This window comes from Marinobacter bohaiensis (assembly GCF_003258515.1).
GTDB classification, from domain to species: Bacteria; Pseudomonadota; Gammaproteobacteria; order Pseudomonadales; family Oleiphilaceae; genus Marinobacter_A; species Marinobacter_A bohaiensis.
Genome location: NZ_QGEH01000001.1, coordinates 1,289,667 through 1,312,378, shown reverse-complemented (window position 1 = coordinate 1,312,378; position 22,712 = coordinate 1,289,667). Strand labels below are relative to the sequence as shown.

Below are 22,712 nucleotides of genomic sequence, written 5' to 3'. Positions count from 1 at the left end.
TCCCGGTACCCATTACTTGAGTGTGCGTTCGAAAAAGGGCGACAGGACGGACACCGCCTCGTCGACAAAAGGGGTCTTGTCATACAGCGACATGTGGTTGGCGCCTTCCACCACGTGAAAGCTCTTGTCGACACTGGCAGCGCGCGCATACAGGTCGTCGCTCATCCACTTGCTGCCGGCATCACTGCCCGCCACGATCTGCAGCGGCTGGGTCAGGAAGGCCTCGGCCTTGTGATAGGCGTCATAGCTAATGATCTGATTCAGGCTGCGGGCGGTGGCATAGCCGGGCGCGGTCGGATACTGGCAGCGATCGGTGTGGTAATACTCCCAAGCCTCGCGCAACTCTTCGTTGGGCGCGTCCTCTTCCCGCATCGGCGCCAGGGGAATGGTCGCAATCTCGCTACCGGCGGCGTCGGCCGTCCGCGCGTCCGACCCCGCCTGGAGAGCAGGCAGCGCGTCCGCATCCTGGATGTCGTTTTCCCAGCCGTTGCGGAACATCTGGCCGATGTTCACGGCACTCACCGTGCCTACGGCCTTGATGCGGCGGTCGTTGATCGCCGCGTTGGCGGTGTAGCCGGCACCGGCACAGATGCCCATGGCACCGATCCGATCGTTATCGATGTAGGGGAGCGTGGTCAGGTAGTCGATGACAGCACTCACGTCCTCGGTACGGATGTACGGGTTCTCCAACTGACGCGGTTCGCCAGTGCTCTCACCTTGATAGGAAGCATCGAAGGCAATGGCCACCAGGCCGGATTCGGCGAGCTTGCGGGCGTACAGACCAGCGGTCTGCTCCTTCACGCCGCCGCCGGGGTGCGATACGACGACGGCGGGATAAACCTGGCTTTCGTCAAAGCCGCCTGGAAAGTTCATGACGGCCGACAGGGTAATGTTCTGGCCGTTATGGGTCGGAATACTGATCTTGTGCATGAGCGCTTCTCCCGTCTGGACTGTTGGCGTGGCAAACATAACCGGGAATTCCCGCCCTCCCGGACGGGGTGCGGGACAGCTCCCGATTCGTTTGACAGACCCAGTATCCGCCAGACAAAAGACGGAAACTTGCTATTTGCGCCTATATTTTTGCCCAAAACGATGAACTGACTTCTTTACCGGCAACAGATCTCATAGCGGGCGTTATACTCAAGGACGTGAAAAAACACCGGGGAATCCGATGATTGACGACGTAAGAAACCATGCTTCGAGTGCAACGGCCGCGCTGAAATCACTCGAGCAACGACTGCTGAAAATAGCCGGAACCGCCGGTGACTTCTCGACGCTGGTGCCGGCGCTGTCTATCCACCGCCGAGACGCCGTTACCGACCCCGTCCCCTGTATCTACGAGCTGGGTCTGACCGTCACGGTGACGGGCGCGAAGAAGGTGCTCGTCGGCACCGAGGTGTTCGACAACAACCCGGGGCAAGGACTTCTGGCCTCGGTGGATCTGCCGGTTGTGTCCTATGTGACACGGGCCAGCGACGCCGATCCTTACCTGGGTCTGGTCATACGACTGGATTCGAGCCTGGTGCTGAAAGTGGCTGCGGGCCTTTCCATCGGTCGGGCGCCGCGCAACATAGGGTTTGCTGCCCTGTCGCAGGACCGCCTGGACAGCGGCCTGCTCGGTACCGTCGACCGTCTGGTCGCGTTGACCGACGAACCCAAACTCGCCCCCAGTGTGGCGCCGCTGATCGAACAGGAGATCATCGCCCGACTCCTGCTTAGCCCGCACGGCCCCCTGTTCATGAAGCTCAATGCCAGCGATTCACCCAGCCGTCATGTCGCCCAGACCATGGCCTGGCTCAAGCAGCATTTCATGGAGTCGATCAGCATTGAGGCCCTGGCGGACATAGCCCACATGAGCCCTTCAACCTTTCGCCAGCACTTCAAGGCCGTAACGGGCCTGAGCCCCCTGAAATACCTCAAGCAGCTGCGGCTTCAGGAGGCCCGGCAACTCATGCTCAACCAGCATGTGGACGCCGGGGCAGCCGGACTGCAGGTGGGCTACGAAAGCGTGTCCCAGTTCAGCCGTGAGTACGCCCGACTGTTCGGCGAACCACCGCTGCGGGACATCAGGAGACTGCGCACCGTAGAGACCGGGGCGGGATGACATGGCTATATTGAAATGGCTTCTGGTTTCACTTGCAGTGGCCGCCGTTCTGGCTGCTCTGGTGCCCATCGTCGTCACACAGATCGAGTATCACCAGGCACGCGAGAACCGCCAGCACCTGGATGCGCGGCCGGTTTCAGACGGGGCTGCACGGAGCGCCGTTATCGTCTTCTCCCGCTCAGGCAATACCGCCGTGCTGGGCCAATACATTGCCAGGAAGGAGAGCGCGGACTATTTTCGGCTGGAAGCGAGCGCCTACAAACTGGGCCTGATGGGATGGATTCAAGCCATGCGGGATGCTCGTAGCAGCGAGGCGGTCATTACCCCGCAAACCGTCGACCTGTCAGGTTACGACACCGTTTACCTGGGCTCGCCGATCTGGCTCTATAGCCCGGCCCCACCCATCTGGGCCTTCGTCGACCGGAATCGCTTTGACGGCCAGCATGTGGTGCTTTTCAACACCTTCAACAGCAACTTCGAGCCAGGCTACATCGACGCCTTCCGGCAAAATGTTCTCGACCGCGGAGCTCGATCCTTCGAACACCGCTTCGTGAAACGCGGTCGTATGGGGCAGCAGCTATCCATCGATGAGATGATAGAGGCATTCGATGAGCTCTGAACGGCGCGCGCGCCAGACTCGCCCCGTCAAATCCCACTTTTTACAGCCTAACCCTCTTGCACCCCGACGTCGGTTCGACAACTTTGGCACCCTCCTCTTTTGAAAGCGGAGTTACAACTCATTAAAAGAAAGGACCGTATTGAACAACCCGACTACACCCGCAAGCTCAAGCCCAGCCATCCGGCGCACCGTTCCTTCCTGGGCGGTCGCCCCTGCAGGTGGAACCCGCCGTGCCGTTGAAATACGGCACGGCGGGTTCAGTCCCGACTGGCTTTATTGACCTTCGTCAGCGCGACCATCACCCCGACAAATCCGCTCAACAGGCCACTGAACAAGCCGCTGATACCATGGTTGACGGTGTTCTCGATCGCCGTTTCCGGGAATGGCACCAAAAAGTAGTTCACCAGCAGGCAGATCAATGCGGCTATCACCCCGCCGATGGCACCGGCGGTTATCGCTTCGCGGGTTTTAAACGTCATCTTTCCAGTCTCCGAATATGATGCTTATTTTCCGGTCGAAATCTTTTAGTGACCGCAATGTACAGCTCGATAAAGCAATCCCTGCTTCGCCCACGCCTACCGCCCTCGCCCTGTCCCTGTTTCGAGGCCACACCGACCGCGTTGACAGAACGCTATGGTCCAGGGATGCGGGTCGTTTTTTTCAGAAGGCCGGTCCGGCCCCGCTTTCTCTCTCCAGATCCGCTTACTGCGCTGACACGCAGGAGCGTTCGTTCGCCGTGCCAGCACGGTATTCTGCGCTTTCAGGCGAGCCCGCATTCTCGTCCGGCTGCAACCTACTCGCCGTCGCCGGGACTTGTGACTTGAGGAGAAAATGGGCCAGTGCAGGCAATAGAATCAGCGCCGCCAGCATGTTGCCAATGAACATGAACGCCAGCATCAACCCCATGTCCGCCTGAAATTTGATCGGGCTGAAAGTCCAGGTCACCACGCCAATGGCGAGCGTCACACCGATCAGCATGACGACCTTGCCGCTGAGCAGCAGCGCCCGGTAATAGGCCTCGGACAGACTCCGACCCTCTCGCAGCTGCGCCAGGGTGACTGACAGGATATACAACGCGTAGTCCACGCCGATCCCGGCTCCCAAGGCGATAACCGGCAAGGTCGCCACCTTCACCCCAATGCCCAGCAGCACCATGAGTGCCTCGGCCAGCAGCGACACCAGGAAAAGCGGCAGCATCGCCACCAGAACCGCCCGCCAGGAACGGAAGGTCAGCAGGCACAATACGAAAACGGCGCTGTACACCAGCAGCATCATTTTGCTCCAGGCGTCGCTGACCACGATGTTGGTGGCCGCCTCGATCCCGGCGGTGCCGGCGGCCAGCTTGAACTTGACGTCATCGGTGTCGTTGACGGCCGCAAAACCTTCGACCGTGTCCACGACCCGGGACAGCGTCTCCGCCTCGTGATCGCTGAGATAGACATACAGGGTGAGCAACGAACAGGCGTCGTTGTACAGGCCACGCGGTGCACTGGAGGTCACCAGATTCAGCATCTGCTGGTTGCGATTGAATTCATACCATTTGGGATTACCTTCGTTCAGGCCGGACAGCATGCGCCGATTGAGCAACGCCAGGGTGTTGGTCCCTTCCACGCCGTCGAGCTGACGCAGTCGCCATTCCAGAGCGTCCACCTTGTTCAGGGTGTCGTAGGCGGAACAATAGCCCTGCGGTGTTTCCACCATGATGGCCATGACGTCGCTGGAAGCGCCGTACGCCTGGTTGATGAAGGCAACATCCTGGTTGTACACGCTGTTCTTGCGCAGCTCGGGCGCGCCCGGGTCCAGGTCGCCGATTTTCAGTTGCGTCGACAACAGCGCGGCACCGATGGCCAGCAGGACCGCTGCACCAATGGCGCCCTGGGCCCAACGGCGAGTGGTAAACAGATCCAGCGCACGCCAGACCGGATGACGGGCCGCACCGGCTTCATCCGCCTGTTCGGCCTGCAGGCTGCGTCGTGCGGCCTTCGGGCTGACGCCAATGTAGCTCAGCAGCACCGGCAGAAGGATCAGGTTCGTGACGATCAGCAGCCCAACGCCGAGTGACGCCGCCAGGGCCAGTTGCTGGATCGCGCCGATGTCGATCACCAGCAGCACGGCAAAGCCCACCGCATCGGACAGCAACGCCGTCACTCCGACCAGGAAAAGACGACGAAACGTCAATCGCGCGGCGGCTTGCCGGTTCCAACCGCGACCGACGTCCTGCATGATACCGTTCATTTTCTGGGACCCATGGCTCAGGCCGATAGCAAAGACCAGGAACGGCACCAGGATTGAGTAGGGGTCCAGCACATAACCCAGCGTGGGCAATACGCCCAGCAACCAGACCACCGCGACCACGCTGACCGATACCACCAGCAGGGTCGAGCGCCAGCACCGGGTGAACCAGAGGATGAACACGGCCGCCGTCACCAGGGTAACCGCAAAGAAAGCCATGACGGCCGACACGCCGTCGATCAGATCGCTGACCAGCTTGGCGAAGCCGGTGATGTGGACTTTCACGCCCTGGGACTGGTACTCGCTACGCAGCGCTTCCAGCCGTTTGCCCAAGGCCGCGTAGTCCAGCTTCTGACCGTCCGCGGTCTCCGACAACAGGGGGACGAAGACAATCGATGAGCGATAGTCCTCCGCCACGATCTGTCCAACTTCCCCCGAGCGGGCGATGTTGGCGGCCAGTTGATCGAGGCTCTTCTGCGAGCCGTCGTAGCCGTCCGGAATGACCGGACCGCCCTCGAGACCGTACTCCGTGACGCCCGTCCAGCGGGTATTGGGCGTCCACAGCGACTGCATCTGGCCGCGGTTGACGCCCGGCATCAGGAAGACTTCATCGCTGATCTTGCGCAGCGTCGCGAGATAGTCGGCGTCGTAGATCGTGCCGTCCGGATTCTCGACGGCGATGCGGATAACATCTCCCAGCCCCATCAGGTCGTTCCGATGGGCGTTGAAGTTCTGGATATAGGGATGTCCCTGGGGAATCATTTTCTCGAAGCTGGCCCCCAGCTCCAGCTTGCTGGCCTGGTAGCCCAGTACAGCCGTAATCGCCGCACACACCAGCAAAACCAGCCAGCGATGCCCAAAGATCGCTCGCTCCAGCAGCGACCCGCTCCGGCTGCCAAAGGGCTTCAACGCCTTATCCGCGTCAGTTCCTGTTGTCATTGTCTTTACCTCATTGACGGCTGGTACGGGCCAGGCGGATACCTTCGGCGGTCATCACAACGATGCCGTCGTTCTCAACCATGAACGTATTGATGGGCGGAAACCGCTTCTGCGTGACGGGCGTCAGGCGGGTATTGTCCAGGCTCAGCACCATCCCGGCCTGATTACCCAACAGGATCGAACCGGAGGAGGTGACCCGGGACGCCGTAACCGACGCTTCGATGGGGCTTTGCACGGAAGACCACTGATCGCCGTTATCGTCGCTGCGCCAGACATTGCCTTTCAGGCCGGCCGCTACGATGCTATGGCTGGAAGGAAGCTCGACGGTGAAAAAGCTGCCGCTATAGGGCGTCTCGATCGCGCGGAACGTCTTGCCGCCATCATCGGACAGATTCACCAGACCGCGCTCGCCCACCACCACCATGCGACTGCCCTGCCGGCGAATCGAGTAGAAGTGCAACAGGTTCGGGTTGGCCATCCGGTCCATGATCGGGGTCCAGCTCCGGCCGCCGTCCGCGGTTTCGAAAGCCAGCCCGTAAGCCCCTACGACCACCGCGTGATTCGGGTCGGTCAGCACGACATCCAGGAAGGGTTTGTCCGGGCCCTCCTCCACCAGCCGCTGCGCCTCCATGACGGCACGGTCATCGTCGCCCCGTTGAGCGGCCGCCAGGGCCAGTTCAGCGGCTTTGCGACCGTCCAGAAGCAAACGCCAGGATTCGCCGCCATCGGACGACCCCAGAACGACGCCGCCATGGCCCACCGCCATGCCGTGCCGGGCGTCCACGAAACGCACCGCCGTCAGGCCAGTACTGACCGGCACATCGGCCTGACGCCAGCGCTCGCCGCCATCCTCGGACAGCAGAATCAGCCCTCGCTCCCCGACGGTCACCAGAGTGGCCCCCGCTTTGGCGGCCCCGATCATAAAAGCGGCCTGGGGGTTCCGGACCTGGATCGCATCCCGTTTCAGAGCATCGGCCACCGCTTCGGAAGCCTGTGCCAGGGGCGAGAACGCCCCCAGCAGCAAACCCAGCCCGGCGACGATTGTTGCGAGACTACTGCGGGTTGGACGCATCTCGTCGGCTCCTTAGCGGAAGCTGTTGCCGGCCATGGAGTCCGGCGAGAAGGTGATGGGCGAACGCGGCTCTTCCAGGTAATGGAACTGCTTGTCCTTTTCGTTGACGATATGGGCAAAGAACGCCGAGCCGTCCACCAGGTCGTACAGGCCGAACGCGCCCATGGAGACGCCCGGCAGTTCAGGCGCCACAAAGGTGGCGGTCCAGAGTACTTTCCAGAGTTCCCCATTGGCATCCCAGCGGTCGCCCAGCACGCAGATCCAGGTGTCTTCGTCGCAGTAGTAGCGGCTGCGCGGCGCCTGATGACGCTCGCCATCTTTCAGCGTGGCCTCCACAACCCAGACACGGTGCTTTTCCCAACGCATGTAATCCGGATTCCAGTGGTGCTTCTCGAGAACTTCGTCATCCGATTTGGGCTGCATGAAGCCGTTGGTGTTGTATGGGATGTACATTTCCTGCTTGCCCACGATGCTCCAGTCGAAGCGGTCCAGGCGACCGGTCCAGACATAGAGTTCGTCGAAGGTCATGGCCCCGGCGGAAGCCGGCTGCGGCGTATCGCAGCAGGCGTTGGGCAGGCGGCGCACCCGGCGCTGGCCGGTAAGATAGACCCAGGTTTGCGTGTCGTCCTGGTCCAGGTATTCGTGGGCCAGCAGGGCTTGTCCGGCGCGGATCGGCGGCCCCATGTTCTTGATCAGAACTTTCCAGAACGGGCTGTTGTCGTCGGTAAACGATTCGAGGTTGCTGTCCTTGAAGTAGTAGGGGACCTGCTCGTCCACCGCCGCGTCGGAAATCAGCACCCGACGACCGTCCGACAGAACCTGATACCAGTTGTCGGCGTGCTCCAGGTCGCCACCGCGCCAGCGCAGCTGGTGATTCCACATCACTTCCGCGCCGCTCTGCGGGATCGGGAACGGAATGCCTCCGAAGACATTCTGGGGCACGGTGCCATCCAGCGTACCGCGAGTGGCATTCTCGTAGGTGTTGTCGTACACCCACTGGGGTGCGGCCGCGGTGCGGTGGGTCTCGTAGACGTCCAGGTAAAAGGTATCCGGGTACTTTTCGAGCAGCGCCTGAGTCCCCGGCGTCAGCTGATCGGCATACTGCCCCATGTTCTGGGCATTGATCGTGAACAATGGTTTCTCATCGGAAAACGGATCGCTGCGGCGGCCACCGCGTTCGTCTCCCGGAGCGGACTGCGTGTAGCCACCGTCCCAGGCCGGGATACTGCCATCCGCGTTACCCGCCCGCTCGGCGCCCAGAGGCGTGAGATCCGTCTTCAGGTGCTGGGCCTCCTGTTCCGATACCGCCGCGAAGGCGGTCTGATGCAGGGCCAACGTCGATAACAGGGCGATCAGGACTCTTTTGCTTGTTGTCATCATGTTTGTACTCCGTATTGTTGTTCTCAGAACCGGCGACTGGCCGTCAGCGACGCAAAATCTCGGTCTTTCAACGACTGCTGATAACTGAAAGCCGGGTTATTGGCATCGTTCTCGCGCTCCACCAGGAACGCTTCGTCACGGCCGTAGAAATGGGTGTAGGCCAGGCTGATCTGCCAGCTATTCAGGTAAGTGCCGTTCAGGCCCAGGGTGACGTCACCGCCGTTCTCGGCCGGGAATCCGGCACCGAGGCTGGAGCGTGACCCTTTCGGCGAGTACCCCACCCCGACGGGAACGCCCAGGTCGAGGCCTGTGATCACCTGGCGGTAGACCGGCTCGAAAACAGCCCGGAAGGCCACCGCATCCCGGGTCGCGTTGGGGTCCAGGGCCACATCGCAGTTCTCGTGACAATTCAGTCGCCGGTTCCAGGCCACTTCCCCGAGGAAGGTGGCTTCCTGCCACAACAGGCCCGGCTCCAGCGACCAGATGGTGGACAGGTTGATGTGGGCGGTATCGCCAACGGCATAGGCTGGATGATCGTGGTTATCACTTGCCGGTGCGGACGTGAACGACGACGTGTCGGCGGCGCCCGTGGAGGCCAGAGCCTGGTTGTGACGGATGGACGCCTCCCCCGCTACGTTGACGGATCCGAAGCTGTGGCTGACGCTCACGCCGTAGGCGGTTGTTCCTTCGTTGTAAGTCAGGTAGTAATCCTCGGGGACCGCGGCTACGTCGCCTGGATTCGGGCCAACCTGCTGCAGCCCCAGACGAACCACCTGCTGGTAGGACTTGTCGTGGAAACGCAGGGCGTAGAAACCGAGATCGGTATAACCCAGGCGCCAACGCACTTTGAAGCCGAACTGCCCACTGTCGTCCGGCTCATCCGTGCCGCTTCGGGGAATGGACTGGCCAGGGCCGATCCACATGTTTTCGGCGCCCACGACGCCCTGGTCCTGGCTTGAGAAATAACTGCCCACGCCAGGGAGACGATTGGGTTCATAACCAAACTGGTAGTAGGCGCTGAAGGTGAGGTCGGACGTCAGCTGGAGATCGGCGCCCACCTGGGGCACGGGGAGAACGAACTCCTTCGCCTCGGCGGTGGGATCACGCAGCAGACGGTCGATATCGAAGGCGTTCTGGGCACCGGCAATCGAGTTGTTGGCGAAGAACAGGCTCTCGCCCCACACCGAGGCATACTGGCCCGCGCGAAAACGCAGAGCGGCGTCGCCGACGGTTGTCCGGCCGAACACAAAGGCATCGCGCAGCTCGATATCACGGCCTTGCAGGTCCCGCGTGTCGTCGGTGAACTCGTTGTAGGGGACGGATGTCTGGTTCGGCACCGCGCCGCCGGCAAAGCCAGGGTTGTCATTGCGTTCGTTGTAGACGGTGTCGTACCAGGCCAAGCCGCTGACGCGTGCGCCCCAGCCGTTCTGGAAAATGACGTCCAGTTCGCTCAGCAATTCCAGTCGATTCGAGACGACGCCTTTATCGAAGCTGGCATTGCCGTCATCGACGTTCGCGCTGTACTTGTTCCCCGGCTGGTTGGCCAACAGAGCCGAATTCGGGTCCTGCAAACGATACAGCAGGTTGTACTGCAGGTTGTTGGTCCAGTTGATGCGCGGCTTACCGAAATCTCCGATGGCGTAGGCGGGCGTTCCCGCCATCATCGTGGCGGCGATAAAGGCACACGCATATCGGTTGCCCACCTGTTGTGGCAACGTCTTCTTGTCGCTTGTCATTGTGAGATACACCTTTTGTTATTGTATTGCGGTGAGGCCCGGCATCAGGCTGGGCCCGGGCGGTCCAGCGCCCTTTCATCGTTCAGGCAGCCCGGGCTCCCTGCCCTGGGCGGTGTTCCAACCTATGCATTTGATTTGGAGATACCCATCAATCCGCTAAACGTCCGACCAGTCGTTGGCCGTCACAAACGGCAGCACAAGACGCGACCAGTGTTCGGCGTCTCGGTAGACCGTATGAGTCACGGGTCGCCCTACGGGCAGATGGAAGGCGTCCGGCGGCAGCAACGCGTTATGGTCGTCGACCAGCGGCTCGTTACACATGAGCTCGACAACCAGTTTGTGTCCGGGCAGGAAGTCGTTGGCAAAGGGATAGATCCGAACGACATATTCGTTAATGGCGCCGGGCTCGACAGGCACACTGCGGGTATGCGGGTGGTAGGGGTTGCCTTCGGTGGTGCGTTCGTCCAGCTCGTTGTGTGACGCCTTGAGGAACCCGGTCGTCACCAGCCGACGCTTGCCCGACGGCGACTCATCCCAGAAACGCAGAATCAGGTTGGTATCCGGCTGATCGATCTCGACAAACAGGTGTGCGGCACCGACACCGTGCACCGACGTCACCTTTGTAAAAGGTTCGGTCGCCCATGAGAGCTTCTCGACCTTGTCGGTAATGGTGAGCGGCGCCTGAAAGAAACCTTCCGGGTGGGCAACATCGACGCCGTAAGGCTCGGGTTCGAAAGCCAGCTTGCCGCGGGCGCGCAGATACAGCGGTCGATACTCGACGTCCTTCACGGGCCAGTTTTCACCGGTGGCCCAATGCCGCGTGCCTTCAACATGCACCTTGACGGCCGGCTCATCCATGATGCCGTTGTCGATGCCCTTCAGCCAGTAGTCGTACCAGCGGAACATCGTGTCATGCTCATCGACCCAGGGCCGGGTCTGCATCGGCGGATACGGCCCGATTTCCAGCTTCTTCGGACAATCGAGAACGTCGAACAGCTCAATGGTGCCATCCAGTGTCCAGCCGCGACCCTGGTTGATCTGCAGGTACACCGGGATGTCGATGTTCCGGGCCAGGTTGATCGGGTTCTGCTCTTCGTACCATTCACCATCGACTTCGTTGGTGATGATATCGAACCAGGACTCGTGATGGATCGGGTAGTTCAGTACATGAACCAGGTTGGGCCAGGCGGCCACATCGGGATCGGCGAGGCGTTCGGAAACGCGCCGCTTGATCTCTTCCTCGGAATACGCCTCGAGCATCCGGGACTTATGCCGGTGCGTGAACGCCCAGCCCGAGTCTCCGCCCCGCCCTTCACGCGCGGCCCGTGGCATGAACCACATGACACCACCGTGGTAGGTCGTCTCGTAAAAGTCGAAATGGCCGCCGCTGACGAAGATCGCCTTAAGACTGGGCGGGCGCTCCGACGCCGCAAAGATTTGCATGGAGCCGAAGTACGAAATACCAATCATGCCCACGACCCCGTTACACCAGGGCTGGGCCGCCACCCACTCGATGAAATCGTAGGCGTCCTGGCCTAAGGGCACACCGCCGGCGTTGTAGTTGCCGATGTGCTCCCCTTCGGAACCGCCGGACCCGCGCACGTCACCGATCACGTGGACATAGCCTTCCTTGACGACACGAGCAATGTCACCCGCTTCGATACAACCGTCCCACAAGGGAGAGGGGCGTTTCTGCGGCGGAACGGTAAGCGCCAGGGCCTGCAGCTCTTTGCCGTACGGGCTCAGCGCGACCAGCGCCGGACGCGGTTCATCCCCTTGGTCATGGTAGGCATCGGCAGCCAGGTGAACGCCGTCACGCATGGGGACACGCAGGTCTTTGTGAACTACCATCATGATCGATAACCTTTGTTGAAATAGCCGTGCATCGTGGTGAAAAAGGGTGACGGTTCCAGCGTCGGGTCACCGCTGTAGCGCAGATAATCGGCAATACAACAGAACGGCGAACACAGCGCTTCGGCTATTTCAGCCCCATCGACACCCACCTCGTCGGTGGCATTACGAACACGGGTCTCGATATCGAGACTCTCCTGAATTTTTTCCGCGGCCTGTTCCCGATTGAGTTCGACACCCAACGGTTCAGCTCCCTGGCTGCGGTACGGATGCCCCAGGAACAAGCGGCTGGGCCGGACCTGATCGCGCAGGTGCAGCAGGCTGGTGCGGTAGGCGTCGGGATCGACGTAGCTGGGGAAACCGTTGGCAGCGCCGTGAATCTGTACGGCATCGCCTACGAAAACGTCGCCCTGCCCTTTGACTTCGTAAGCAACGGACCCTGCTGTGTGCCCCGGCACGGAATGGACCTTGATGGTCACATCCGGGCCCAACGACAGCTCGTCGCCATCTCGCACCACAATGTGAGGCTCCATTTCACCCGAGATCGCTGCCAGACAGGCGGCCGCCACCTTGGATTCACCCGCGCCATCGTTGATGTAACGCCCCCTCGCGGCGAGGTATTCCTCGACATGCGCGCGGCGCGACTCAAGAAAGGGAACGTCCGCCTCGTGGATCACCACCTTGGCCTTGCGGCCGGTCATTTCCCAAAGCGCATAGGCACCGCCGATGTGGTCGATGTGCCCATGCGTAAGGAGAATCCAGCGCACGTCCTCGATACGGCGCCCCAGCGCTTTCAGCCCCGATGAAATCCCGCCCGCGGGGGAGCTGGCGATGCCGGTGTCGACAATCGCCGGCTCGCTGCCATCGATAAAGAAGCTGTACAGACCAAAACGGCCCCATTCGGAGTACAGCGAATGAATATCCACCGCACTCATCCCTGGCCTCTCAGAAATTCGGCCGTCTCGGCAAAAACGCCTTGGAACTCGGGCAGCCAGGAGAAATGCTGGACAAAACCATGCCCGGCCGAGTCGTAGCGGTGCACGGTCACCGGCACGCCGGCATCGGCGAGTTTCTGACCGTACACTTCCCCCTCGTCGCGAAGCGGATCGTACTCGGCGGTGATCACGAGCGTGGTCGGAAGTCCTGACAGGTCTTTGCGTTTGATGGGCGATACCAGCGGATCGGCGGGGTCGGCACCACTATCGAGATAAAAGGCATTGAATGGTTTCAGCATCGCTGTCTCCAAACCGTTGCCTACCGCGTTGGTCTTCAATGACTCGTAGCGCTCGACATCAAAATCGAGGTCAAGCGACGGGTAGTACAGCACTTGGTGAGTGATGCCATTCAGCCCCTCGTCCAGCGCCTTCGCCGACACCGCGGCGGCAAAGTTCGCGCCTGAGCTATCGCCGGCCACCACCAGGGTCTGGCCATCCCAGCCCAGTCCGTTACCCGGCTCTGTACCGTGTTCGGCGACCCACTGAACCACGGCGTAGCAATCGTCCAGCCCCGCCGGGAAAGCGTGTTCAGGTGCCAGGCGGTAATCGACGGCTACGACGACACATTCAGTGGCGTTTGCAAGCTCCCGCGTGACGTGGTCATGCGTATTGAGGCTGCCCAGGAAGCCCGCGCCCCCGTGAAAGTAAATCAGTACCGGGTGGGATTCCGCCGGCGTCGGCGTGTAAACACGCACGGGGACATCACCCACCGATGTCGGCACCGTCTTGTCCTGCACCGAATGCACGGGCAGCCGCTTTTCCATCGGAGCCACGTGACTCTCATCGGCGGCTCGCATGGCTTCTGGATCGAGAGGTCCGGGCGGCGGTGCGGGCATCTCGGCGATGAACTTGGCGATAGTCGGATGTAATGGCATATCAGCTCCGTGCTCCCAGTTGGCCCGCGTGCTGGCTGGGGAAGACATCCTTGATTTCGTCGTCGCTCCAGCCGTGACGGGACTCGCGTTGCAGTACATCGGTTACGGGCTTGCGATTCGCTTGGTATTGCGCAAGAGCTTCGGGAATGGACAAGGCTTCTCTGAGGGAATCGGCGAGAGCGCCCGCATCGAGAACGGCGGAGTTGGCGCCTTGCCCCTGATGGTGGCACATGGCGTGAGCCGCATCGCCCACCAGAACGACAGAGTCGGAATGCCATGTCTCAATGGGATCGATATCGTAGACGGCGCGCAAGTTCACCCGGTCAATATCAAGACCTTCGGTGATTTTCACCAGGCGCTCATCAAAACCCTCGACGACTTCAAGCAAATGCTCTTTGCTGGCAGCCGGTGCAGGCGTCGAGTCGGCTGCAAGGCACGTGACGTCGTACGACACTTCTTTACGATGAAGCAACGGCAGCATGTAAATCTTGGTGCCGCGCCCCATGTACATGCGCAGGTTCCCGTCGTCCACCAACCCAAAGGTATCGGCCGCGGGGATGACCACTCGATAGGCATGCTCGCCCGCAAATACGGGCGCTTTGTCGCTAAACAGGTGATGGCGCACTTGCGAGCGAATACCATCGGCACCAACGATCAGGTCGGCTTCCACGCTCTCCCCGTTTTCGAACACGGCGGTCGCGGTTGCGCCGTTATCGATCACTTTGCTGAGACGATGGTTCAGCTTGACCATATCGGCCGGCAGAACACCCAGCAGAACGTCAATGAAATCACCGCGGTGCACGAAATGGGTTGATGCGTTGAACGCCTCTTTCTCGGGCCATTCCTCCATGGCGATCCGCTGGCCCTGGGCCGTCAGAATTTCGAAGTAGTCGCTCGGCGAGGTCACCGCATCGATGTCATCGAAGATCCCGAGCTTGCGGAACTGCTCCATGGTTGAGGGGCGCAGCCCGATCCCGGCGCCGACCTCTTTCACTTCCTGCGCCTGTTCGTAAACGGTCACTTTCGCCCCCAACAGATGGAGGGCATATGCTGTCGTCGCACCGGCGTAACCCGCACCGATGACGGCGACATTCAGGTTTTTAAAAGCTTCTGGTGTCATTGTTTTTCTCCAGTATTACTTCTCGGTTTTTATGCTTTTGTTTTGCGGGGTTTAGTCGGAGATCGGCTGCAACGTCAGGAACTCTGCGGTGTTGTGCACAAACAACTTATCGATCACCGCATCGTCGATGCCCTCTTCGCGAAGATCGGGTATCAGCTGATCGAACAGATAGTTAACCGTGTGCCCCTTAACGCCCGGCCAGCCCAGCGGCGAACAGTTCGCGTCGGCCGATGCCAGGACCTGATCGATCCGGCCGCTGTTCAGGAAACGGAGGAAGTGTTCGAGACGCTCCTTGCGGGGGCGCCCCCAAAACGGCGGATCGGGCAACTCGGAGTCATAGCCGAAGGTGTCGAAGCCAATTCGGCCACCGGCCTCGAGCAGAGCTTTCTCGTTGATCTTGCCTTGACTGACACCATCGTCGGCATGCCCGAACAACACGCGGTGGCAGGGCAGCCCCTCTTCGGCAAAGATCTTCAGAGCGGGTTCACAGTCGACCGCAAGGTGCGTGAAGATCGGCGCGCCCGTGATTTTGGAGGCACGCGCGGCGGCCCGGTAAATGCGAAGGTCAAGCTCCTTCATCTTGAAGCCGCGACTGACGCCCACTTTAATGATCCCGGCCTTCGCGCCGCTGTCGCCGATACCGACGGTGATTTCGTGGACGAACTGGTCGGTCAGATACTCGACGCTGGCGCGTTCGAAGAAAGGCAGGGCCGTGTCACCGCCGACAAAACCGGTACTCGCGATAATGTGCACCCCGGTCTTTGCGGAGAGGGACTTGTAGTAATCGATATCGCGGCCATTGCAGATGCCGGTGGCATCCACAAAGGTTGCTGCCCCCCACTTCTGGGTATTCTCGTGGAACTCGCGCAGCTTCGGCACGGTCTCGTCGTATCGCTCTTCCGGCGTTTTCCACCAGCGACTGTCCAGCTCACAGCCAGGCATGCCGTAGCCAACGTGTTCGTGAACGGCAACGAACCCGAGTTCCGCCGCCGGAATAGTGCCAAGCACTGTATTTACGCGCTTCATTTAACGTCTCCACTTACACTCAGCAGTCGCGCTGCGTTGGTGGTCAGCATCTGTGTAACCTGTTCCCGGGACACGCCCGCCTCCAGGAGCATGGGTACGAACTCCGTCAATACGTTGCTGTACGGCAGGTCATTGCCCGGCTCCCCGAAAGAGACGCCAGTGGCACTCAAGGACAGAGCAATGCGCTCCACATGGCCCGCCTCGATCAATTCCAGAACCAGTGCAACCCGTTCGGAATCATCAAGGTACTGCGGGTCCGTCGAACCGATGTGATCGATACACACCTGAGCCCCGGCATTGGCCACGTCCATGGGCCAGCCTTTTTCCACGGCGTCACGGCGATCCATACCGCCCATCGCAATGCGTTGCGGGTCGAGGGATTCGTCGACGGCCAGCTGCAGTTCCGCGGGCGCATCGGACCCGCACCGGATAAGAACCGGCACCCCGTAGGCGGCTGCGGCGCGAGCGGCGCCACGCACCAGACTTCCATCCGTCGGCGTCATGCCCTCGACGGTCACCGCCGTACAGATCATGCCCGCGGGAGCGCGGCGCTCCAGACGGGGCACGACCATGCCATCGTTCACTTCACGACCGAACAGTTCGGCGAACTTTTGCGCCGGCCACGGGGTAGGAGGATTGGTCTGCGGTGTCAGGAAGTATCCGCCGAGCAAAGCTTCCGGTCCCTGCCCCGTGGTCGCCACAATGTGGACGCCCGTGGCACGCGACAACGCTTCGTACAAACGCAGGTCGCGCCCATGGAACATCCCGGTGGAATCGACAATGGCTCCGCCACCGGCTGCCTTGAACGCCGTCAGCTTTTCTTCCAGTGCTTCGAAGACTTCAGCGCGGTCGATCTTGATGTCGTAGGCGTACTGCGCCCCGGGCAACACGTTCAGCAACGATTCGCTGAGCAGAGTGACGCCCAGCTGGCTGGCGTCGACCGGGCCGAGCACGGTATTGACCGATGCAACAGCGGACTTGTTTGAGGGCTTATCGAGAAAGAGCGAGGTAAACGGCGGAACCGGCTCGGATGCGCCCTTGCTGTGTTTAAGGCACATACCGACCTCCTTGAAGCATGGAGAAACCATGCATTTCCCAGGCGGAAATCAGGGTCATATCAGTCAAGCGAGAACTCCTTTTTATTTGTTCTGTTCGGGCCAATGCTTCCTCCCAGTATTTGTTATATTGTTATAACAATACGAGAGAAACCCATTGGCCATTTGTTATATTGTTATGACAATGTATTGCGCAGAAAATGGCCTGTCAACCACCTAGACCGAATGAATATTTGAAGTCTTCCGCGCGATGCACCGCACGCCGCCACCCTCCCGGCTGTCCATCATCGGTGAACATCACGGTTTCGGCGACAAGGACCGGGGTTCCCATGCTGACCTCAAGCGCTTCGGCCTCTTCCTGAGTGGCGCCCGACGCCCAGATGTGCTGCGTTCCCCGAGTGAACTTTAGCCCCAGCCCACTTTCGATCAATCCGAAAACGGAGCCCAAACGCTCAAGTTCTTCAACTTCCGGGAAAAAGTCCGGCGGCGTGTAAAGGTAGGTTGAAACCCAGGCGAGCGGGGTGCCTTTGACAAAGATAATCCGCTTGAGATGAAGCATTTTCGCCGACGCTCCGAGATCCAGCGCCTGCCCCACTTCCTCAGGTGCCTCAACCCTTTCAAGGCTGACAACGCGAGAAGTCGGCTTTAATCCCTGCTCGGTGAGGTATCGGCTGATTCCACCAAGTTCCAGGGCGGGCGGGAGACTCACATTCACGCGGCGGACCGGAAAAGTCCCTTTGGCTCGGTGTCGAACGACGTAGCCCTCGTCCTCCATCTCCTTCAAAGCCTGACGGATGGGCGCGCGGCTAACACGAAAACGCTTCATCAGAGTGCTTTCGGTAAGGACCAATTCAGCCACCTTATCGACATCCCTCATCTCATGAATCAGGATTTGCTTGATCTGGCTATACAGTGGTTCGGAAGAACTTCGGTCGAGTAAACGATTCATTGTTAGCATATTTTTCAACTTTCAATCAGTTAGTTAGCCAAGAGTCGACCAACCGTTCAAGCCAGAGACTGGCTTAGCCCCTCTTCGAGTATCTCTTTGGGCAGATCCACTCCGATAAAGACCATCTTGCTCTGACGCACTTCGTCCGGTTTCCATTCCGGCCCCAGGTCGCTGCCCATAACCTGGTGCACGCCCTGGAAAATGACCTTGCGGTCCGTGCCCTTCATATCCAGTACCCCTTTGTAACGCAGCATCTTGGGCCCATGCACTTCAACGACGGCACCGAGAAAATCCTCGAGACGGCGCGGGTCGAAGGGACGGTCGGCCTTGTAGACAAAGCTCTTCACATCGTCGTCATGATGGTGGTGACTGCCGTGGCCATGCCGATGGGACGGATGATCGCAATGCTCGTGCTCACAGTGGTCATGCGCATCGTCACCCTCTTTCAGGAAGTCCGGATCCACGTCGAGCTTGGCGTTCAGGTTAAAGCCTTGCAGGTCCAGGACCTTGGTCAGCGGCGCCTCACCGAAATGCACCGTCTCAACGGGCGCACGAGGGTTCATGCTTCTGAGCCTGGGAATCAGCGCTTCGACTGTCTCTGCATCCACCAAATCGGCCTTGCTGACAAAGATCCGGTCGGCAAACCCAACCTGCCGGCGAACCTCCTGTCGGTCGTTCAGTTGCTGCGTCGCATGCTTAGCATCCACCAGCGTGACGATGGAGTCCAGAACATAGCTCTCCACCACGTCTTCATCCATGAAGAACGTCTGTGCCACCGGACCGGGATCGGCAACCCCCGTCGTTTCAATGATAATCCGGTCGAAGTCGAGTAGGCCCTCGTGCTTTTTGGCTGCCAGCATCGTCAGGGTGCTGCGCAGATCCTCACGGATGGTGCAACAGATACAGCCATTGCTCATCTGGATAATCTGTTCTTCGCTATCGGATATCAGTATATCGTTGTCGATGTTTTCCTCACCGAACTCGTTCTCGATGACGGCGATTTTCTGGCCATGGGCTTCACTGAGAACACGCTTGAGCAGCGTGGTTTTACCGGAGCCCAGAAAGCCGGTAAGGATCGTCACTGATATGAGATTCATATTATTTTACCTTGTAACTCAACTTGTTATACAACAAAAACCTCAAAAAAATCGAAGAGGTAGCCATCAAGACTAATGTGAGATATGAATGCAGGTCAATTGAATCCGGGACGCTATCGGAAGCGCTCCACCCGATTCTTTAGCGCAGCGAAGTGGAGGTCGCGTAGGCGGTCATGCGACCCAAGGCAGGAGCCATCGAAACTGACACACGTCTGCCGGGGTCAATCCGTCGCAGGGTCAACAGAGACCGAACGGTCCCAAGAAAGGAGCGATACGCCCGGTTGCCCGAATGATCTCGCTCCCCTTGCTGGAGCCGCCAATCACGGGTCTGCCCCGTCAACCGCGTTACCCCATCACATGAAACGCCCACCCATACAACAGCACCAGGCACAGTGCGACGGTCGCCAGGTTGGTGACGCCGTGGTTCTTGCGGAAAGCCTGTGGGTTCCAGTATCGCAACCGCTCACCGTCGAGGTTGGCCAGGCGCGGCAGGAAGCGCGGCACTCGTTGGCAGTAGTCGCGATAGGCGGCGCCGAAGACCTCCGGCAACAGCGCCTCTTCCCGCTCGACCCGCGTCACCGCATAGAAGTAATAGATCACGGCGGTCAGCCCCAGTAGCCACGGATTGCCGGTCATCAGCACCACACCGATAATCAGCAGGAAGCGGGTCAGGTACTGCGGGTTGCGCACCAGACTGTATGGACCGCGATCCGCCAGGGTTTTCTGCGTATCGATGCAGGCGAAGCACCAGGCCTGCAACAGGGCACCTACCGTGGCCACCATGGCGCCCGGCCAGAACCAGGCGGCGCTGATCTGGCTCATCACCAGGGCCAGAAACGCTATCCCCAGCGGCAACCGGGTCTTGCGGAACCCCCGGCGCAGGGTCGGGTTGTGGAAGAAACCTCGCATTGATCGAATCATCCGACTACCCCAGTGTTTCGGTTTGAGATGATGGCGGTGGTAATGCGAGGCCAGGTATTCGGCACGCCCGGCATCGAACGAGTCCGGAGCCAGTTTCGCCCAGCTCTTGTAGACGCGGCTGCGGTCAATCCGCTGCAGTCGTTCAGCCAGACGGGACGGCAGTCGCTCGGTAAACACGCAGGAGCCGAAATCGATCAGGCGGGGTTCGCCGGTGTCGTCGCTGACCAGGATATTGCGGGTGTTTCCCAGGTCCATGTGCACCACGCCACGACCGTGCACCTGGTCGACCGCCGCCTCCAGCTGCGGGAAGAAATCCGGCGGCAGGGGCGCTTTGTCCTCGCGGTACTGGCGCAGGGTGGACCCGGCCACGAATCGATAGCACAGGGCGTCCCGGTCCAGCCGGAAGGCCTCCGCGGGCATTCCCGGCAACCCGGTCAGCCGATGCATGGCGCGATGTTCCCGGGACAACAGCCAGCGCCCCCAGAGGAATTTAGTGATCCGGTTGGCGGCGACATCCTTGATCACCCAGTCGCGACCGGCCAGAAGCCCCCGGCTGACATGGGCCTGGCCCCAGCGGCTGCGGTAGAGAGGTTGGGTTCGATAGGGAACGATATCGCGGCGGGCGAACGGAGGGTCGCCGCCGGTCAGCTCGGTCCAGTGCAGGTGTTTGTCCATGGCGTCACAGTGACTCCCAGATGGACCTCCGGGGAGACGGCATCAAGCTCGCCCCGACTGCGCGGGTGCATGGCACGTTGAAAGGCGGACTCCGGTCATCGATGACGACACAGAGCCGGGCACGACATCAGTATAGAAGCCGTCCGGCGAACCGGCCAAAGTTGCATCCCGGGCGGTTTGTTCGCAGTCTTTGTTCTATCCATAATCGTTGTTCTGTTCATACACTTCGTTCTGTTCGCACGTATGTTGCCACGCGCCGACGCACGACCGACGCCGCTGCGCCAGGGCAACCACAGGTGTTCTCAAAGGAGACCGTGCATGACCGTTGATCGACAGCACCTGGCCCGGCTGGCCGAAAGCCAGCCCCGTTCCGGCGGGCGGTTCCGCAACCTGGAACCCACCGTGGCGCACGGCCTGGGAGACTTCCTGCGCTGGCAGCTGGCACCGGGGCGCCGGTTCCCCAAGGGGCGTCGCTACACCCTGTTGTCGCCGGACGCCGGCAAGCTCGCGCACCCACCGGCCCAGCCCCAACTGACCTGGCTGGGCCACGCTTCCTTCCTGTTCCAGTATGAAGGGCTCAATGTGCTGACCGATCCGGTGCTGTCGGACCGGGCCAGCCCGTTTGCCTTCGTCGGCCCCAGGCGCTATACGCCGCCAGCGCTGAGCGTGGAGCAGATGCCAACGATCCACCGCGTGCTGATCTCCCACAACCACTACGATCACCTGGACGAGGCCACGGTGCGCCGCCTGCACCGGCGCTTCGGCGACGATCTGTGCTTCTGCATTCCTCAGGGGCTGCGGCGCTGGTTCGAGAAGCGTGGCATCCGCAACCTTGTGGAGCTGGGCTGGTGGCAGTCGCAGGCGCTTTCCGCCAGCGAAGAGGTGTTCTTCCTGCCCACCCAGCATTTCAGTGGCCGCGGCGCGCGGGACGGCAACACCACCCTCTGGGGCAGCTGGCTGCTGGAGATCGACGGCTATCGTCTCTATTTCGGCGGTGATACCGGCTACGGCACGGTTTTCCAACAGATTGGCGAACTGTTCGCGCCCATCGATCTGGCCCTGCTACCCATCGGCGCCTACGACCCGCGCTGGTTCATGTCGCCGGTCCACGTCGATCCCGAAGAGGCGGTTCGCATTCACCGGGACATCGGCGCGCGTCAGTCGGTGGCCATGCACTGGGGCACTTTCGTGCTGACCGACGAGCCCATGGATGAACCGCCCCGGCGCCTGCACCAGGCCCTGGCGGACCAGGGCGTCGCCGAGGCGGATTTCCGGATCATGCAGCACGGCGAAACGCGCGCGTTCCCGATGCAGGATTCCGCCGCCGACCCGCTGGCCGACGGCGCCGCCTGAGCCCTACGCCGTGGCATCGGCGGTGGCCGGCGCGTGGTCGCGCAGCAGTTCCCGCACCCGTGCGTCGACCCAGTCCTCCGCCGCCCGGATGGACGCTGCCAGCAACTCGCCGCCGGCTTCCTGATACTCGATGGCGGTGTTCTGCACGTCGGTCAGCCCGATGAAATCAAGCGCCGTGCGCACGCTGCTTTCCAGATGGTTCATGTGGGCGAACCGACCGCCCGGATCCTGCTGGTGGCCACCACGGGACGAAAGCAGGATGACCTTGCGCGGCCTGTCGGCCAGCAGCGGGGTGAAGGGCTCGTCGTGGTTATCCGGGTCAAAATCGACGGTGCGCCTCACTCTTACGATGTTGTCGATCCACGCCTTGAAGGCCGAGGGCATGCTGAAGTTGTACAGTGGCACGCCAAGCACCAGAACGTCCGCACCGATCACTTCGTCGATCAGGGCATCGCTTTCCGCCAGCACATCGTCCATCCAGGGCTGGTATTTTTCCGGTGAGGCAAAGGCGGCCTCGATCCATTCGCCGGACACCGGCGTCGGCGGCTCGGCGCCCACATCACGGTAGGTCACGGCGTCCTGCGGCCGGGCGGCGAGCCACCGGGACACGAAACGGTGGGTCAGGCGGCGTGAGTGGGAGCCATGTTCGTGGGTGCCGGAACGGCCGGGACGGGCACTGGCGTCGAGATGCAGAATGCGGGTCATGACGGTCT

At 60.9% G+C, this 22,712-nt stretch carries 19 protein-coding genes; 3 read left to right on the top strand and 16 right to left on the bottom strand.

What is annotated here, in order from left to right; all coding sequences use genetic code 11:
• Positions 1-12: 12 nt before the first annotated feature.
• Positions 13-930 (bottom strand): alpha/beta hydrolase, encoded by a 918-nt coding sequence (locus DKK67_RS05825; RefSeq protein ID WP_111495282.1) that lies wholly within the window; start codon positions 928-930, stop codon positions 13-15.
• Positions 931-1,171: 241 nt separating this feature from the next.
• Between DKK67_RS05825 and DKK67_RS05820 the strand changes: the two genes are divergently transcribed.
• Together DKK67_RS05820 and DKK67_RS05815 are read left to right on the top strand one after the other, a co-directional pair.
• Positions 1,172-2,104 (top strand): AraC family transcriptional regulator, encoded by a 933-nt coding sequence (locus DKK67_RS05820; protein WP_111495281.1) that lies wholly within the window; start codon positions 1,172-1,174, stop codon positions 2,102-2,104.
• A gap of 1 nt (position 2,105) precedes the next feature.
• Positions 2,106-2,723 (top strand): flavodoxin family protein, encoded by a 618-nt coding sequence (locus tag DKK67_RS05815; protein WP_111495280.1) that lies wholly within the window; start codon positions 2,106-2,108, stop codon positions 2,721-2,723.
• A gap of 257 nt (positions 2,724-2,980) precedes the next feature.
• Here DKK67_RS05815 and DKK67_RS05810 read toward each other — a convergent pair whose 3' ends face one another.
• The 14 genes from DKK67_RS05810 to DKK67_RS05745 form a co-directional block, all read right to left on the bottom strand.
• Entirely contained in the window at positions 2,981-3,202 is a 222-nt protein-coding gene (locus tag DKK67_RS05810) for a hypothetical protein (RefSeq protein ID WP_111495278.1), read from the bottom strand.
• 223 nt (positions 3,203-3,425) lie between these two features.
• Positions 3,426-5,894: an efflux RND transporter permease subunit gene (locus DKK67_RS05805; RefSeq protein WP_111495276.1), complete on the bottom strand. Its 2,469-nt coding sequence runs from the start codon at positions 5,892-5,894 to the stop codon at positions 3,426-3,428.
• Positions 5,895-5,904: 10 nt separating this feature from the next.
• Positions 5,905-6,966: a WD40/YVTN/BNR-like repeat-containing protein gene (locus DKK67_RS05800; RefSeq protein ID WP_111495274.1), complete on the bottom strand. Its 1,062-nt coding sequence runs from the start codon at positions 6,964-6,966 to the stop codon at positions 5,905-5,907.
• A gap of 12 nt (positions 6,967-6,978) precedes the next feature.
• A complete protein-coding gene (locus DKK67_RS05795; RefSeq protein WP_204355738.1) occupies positions 6,979-8,346 on the bottom strand; it encodes a DUF1329 domain-containing protein in 1,368 nt (455 codons plus the stop codon).
• 23 nt (positions 8,347-8,369) lie between these two features.
• Positions 8,370-10,082 carry a DUF1302 domain-containing protein gene (locus DKK67_RS05790; RefSeq protein ID WP_204355737.1) on the bottom strand — a complete coding sequence of 571 codons (1,713 nt, stop codon included), beginning with the start codon at positions 10,080-10,082 and terminating at the stop codon, positions 8,370-8,372.
• A 156-nt stretch (positions 10,083-10,238) separates the two neighbouring features.
• Complete coding sequence (locus DKK67_RS05785) at positions 10,239-11,936, bottom strand: CocE/NonD family hydrolase (RefSeq protein WP_111495272.1); 1,698 nt, start codon at positions 11,934-11,936, stop codon at positions 10,239-10,241.
• Positions 11,933-12,868 (bottom strand): MBL fold metallo-hydrolase, encoded by a 936-nt coding sequence (locus DKK67_RS05780; protein WP_111495270.1) that lies wholly within the window; start codon positions 12,866-12,868, stop codon positions 11,933-11,935. Before DKK67_RS05780 ends, DKK67_RS05785 begins: the two co-directional genes overlap by 4 nt.
• Positions 12,865-13,803: an alpha/beta hydrolase gene (locus DKK67_RS05775; RefSeq protein ID WP_111495268.1), complete on the bottom strand. Its 939-nt coding sequence runs from the start codon at positions 13,801-13,803 to the stop codon at positions 12,865-12,867. The genes DKK67_RS05780 and DKK67_RS05775 overlap by 4 nt, the downstream gene beginning before the upstream one ends.
• 1 nt (position 13,804) lies before the next feature.
• On the bottom strand, positions 13,805-14,923 hold the full coding sequence (locus DKK67_RS05770; protein ID WP_111495266.1) for an FAD-dependent oxidoreductase: 1,119 nt from the start codon (positions 14,921-14,923) through the stop codon (positions 13,805-13,807).
• 51 nt (positions 14,924-14,974) lie between these two features.
• The gene (locus DKK67_RS05765) at positions 14,975-15,949 is read right to left on the bottom strand and encodes a phosphotriesterase family protein (protein ID WP_111495264.1); all 975 of its coding nucleotides are present in this window, start codon (positions 15,947-15,949) and stop codon (positions 14,975-14,977) included.
• On the bottom strand, positions 15,946-17,007 hold the full coding sequence (locus tag DKK67_RS05760) for a phosphotriesterase family protein (RefSeq protein ID WP_111495262.1): 1,062 nt from the start codon (positions 17,005-17,007) through the stop codon (positions 15,946-15,948). The genes DKK67_RS05765 and DKK67_RS05760 overlap by 4 nt, the downstream gene beginning before the upstream one ends.
• Positions 17,008-17,212: 205 nt before the next feature.
• Positions 17,213-17,953, bottom strand: coding sequence for a GntR family transcriptional regulator (locus tag DKK67_RS05755; RefSeq protein ID WP_162628762.1), 741 nt, complete (start codon positions 17,951-17,953; stop codon positions 17,213-17,215).
• A 56-nt stretch (positions 17,954-18,009) separates the two neighbouring features.
• Positions 18,010-19,035, bottom strand: a complete 1,026-nt coding sequence (locus DKK67_RS05750; RefSeq protein WP_204355736.1) for a CobW family GTP-binding protein — start codon at positions 19,033-19,035, stop codon at positions 18,010-18,012.
• Positions 19,036-19,395: 360 nt separating this feature from the next.
• Entirely contained in the window at positions 19,396-20,646 is a 1,251-nt protein-coding gene (locus tag DKK67_RS05745; protein WP_111495256.1) for a methyltransferase, read from the bottom strand.
• Between the two features lie 318 nt (positions 20,647-20,964).
• On the opposite strand from DKK67_RS05745, the gene DKK67_RS05740 reads away from it, so the two are divergent.
• On the top strand, positions 20,965-21,999 hold the full coding sequence (locus DKK67_RS05740) for an MBL fold metallo-hydrolase (protein ID WP_111495254.1): 1,035 nt from the start codon (positions 20,965-20,967) through the stop codon (positions 21,997-21,999).
• Positions 22,000-22,002: 3 nt separating this feature from the next.
• Here DKK67_RS05740 and DKK67_RS05735 read toward each other — a convergent pair whose 3' ends face one another.
• Complete coding sequence (locus DKK67_RS05735) at positions 22,003-22,704, bottom strand: FMN-dependent NADH-azoreductase (protein WP_111495252.1); 702 nt, start codon at positions 22,702-22,704, stop codon at positions 22,003-22,005.
• Between the last annotated feature and the right edge of the window lie 8 nt (positions 22,705-22,712).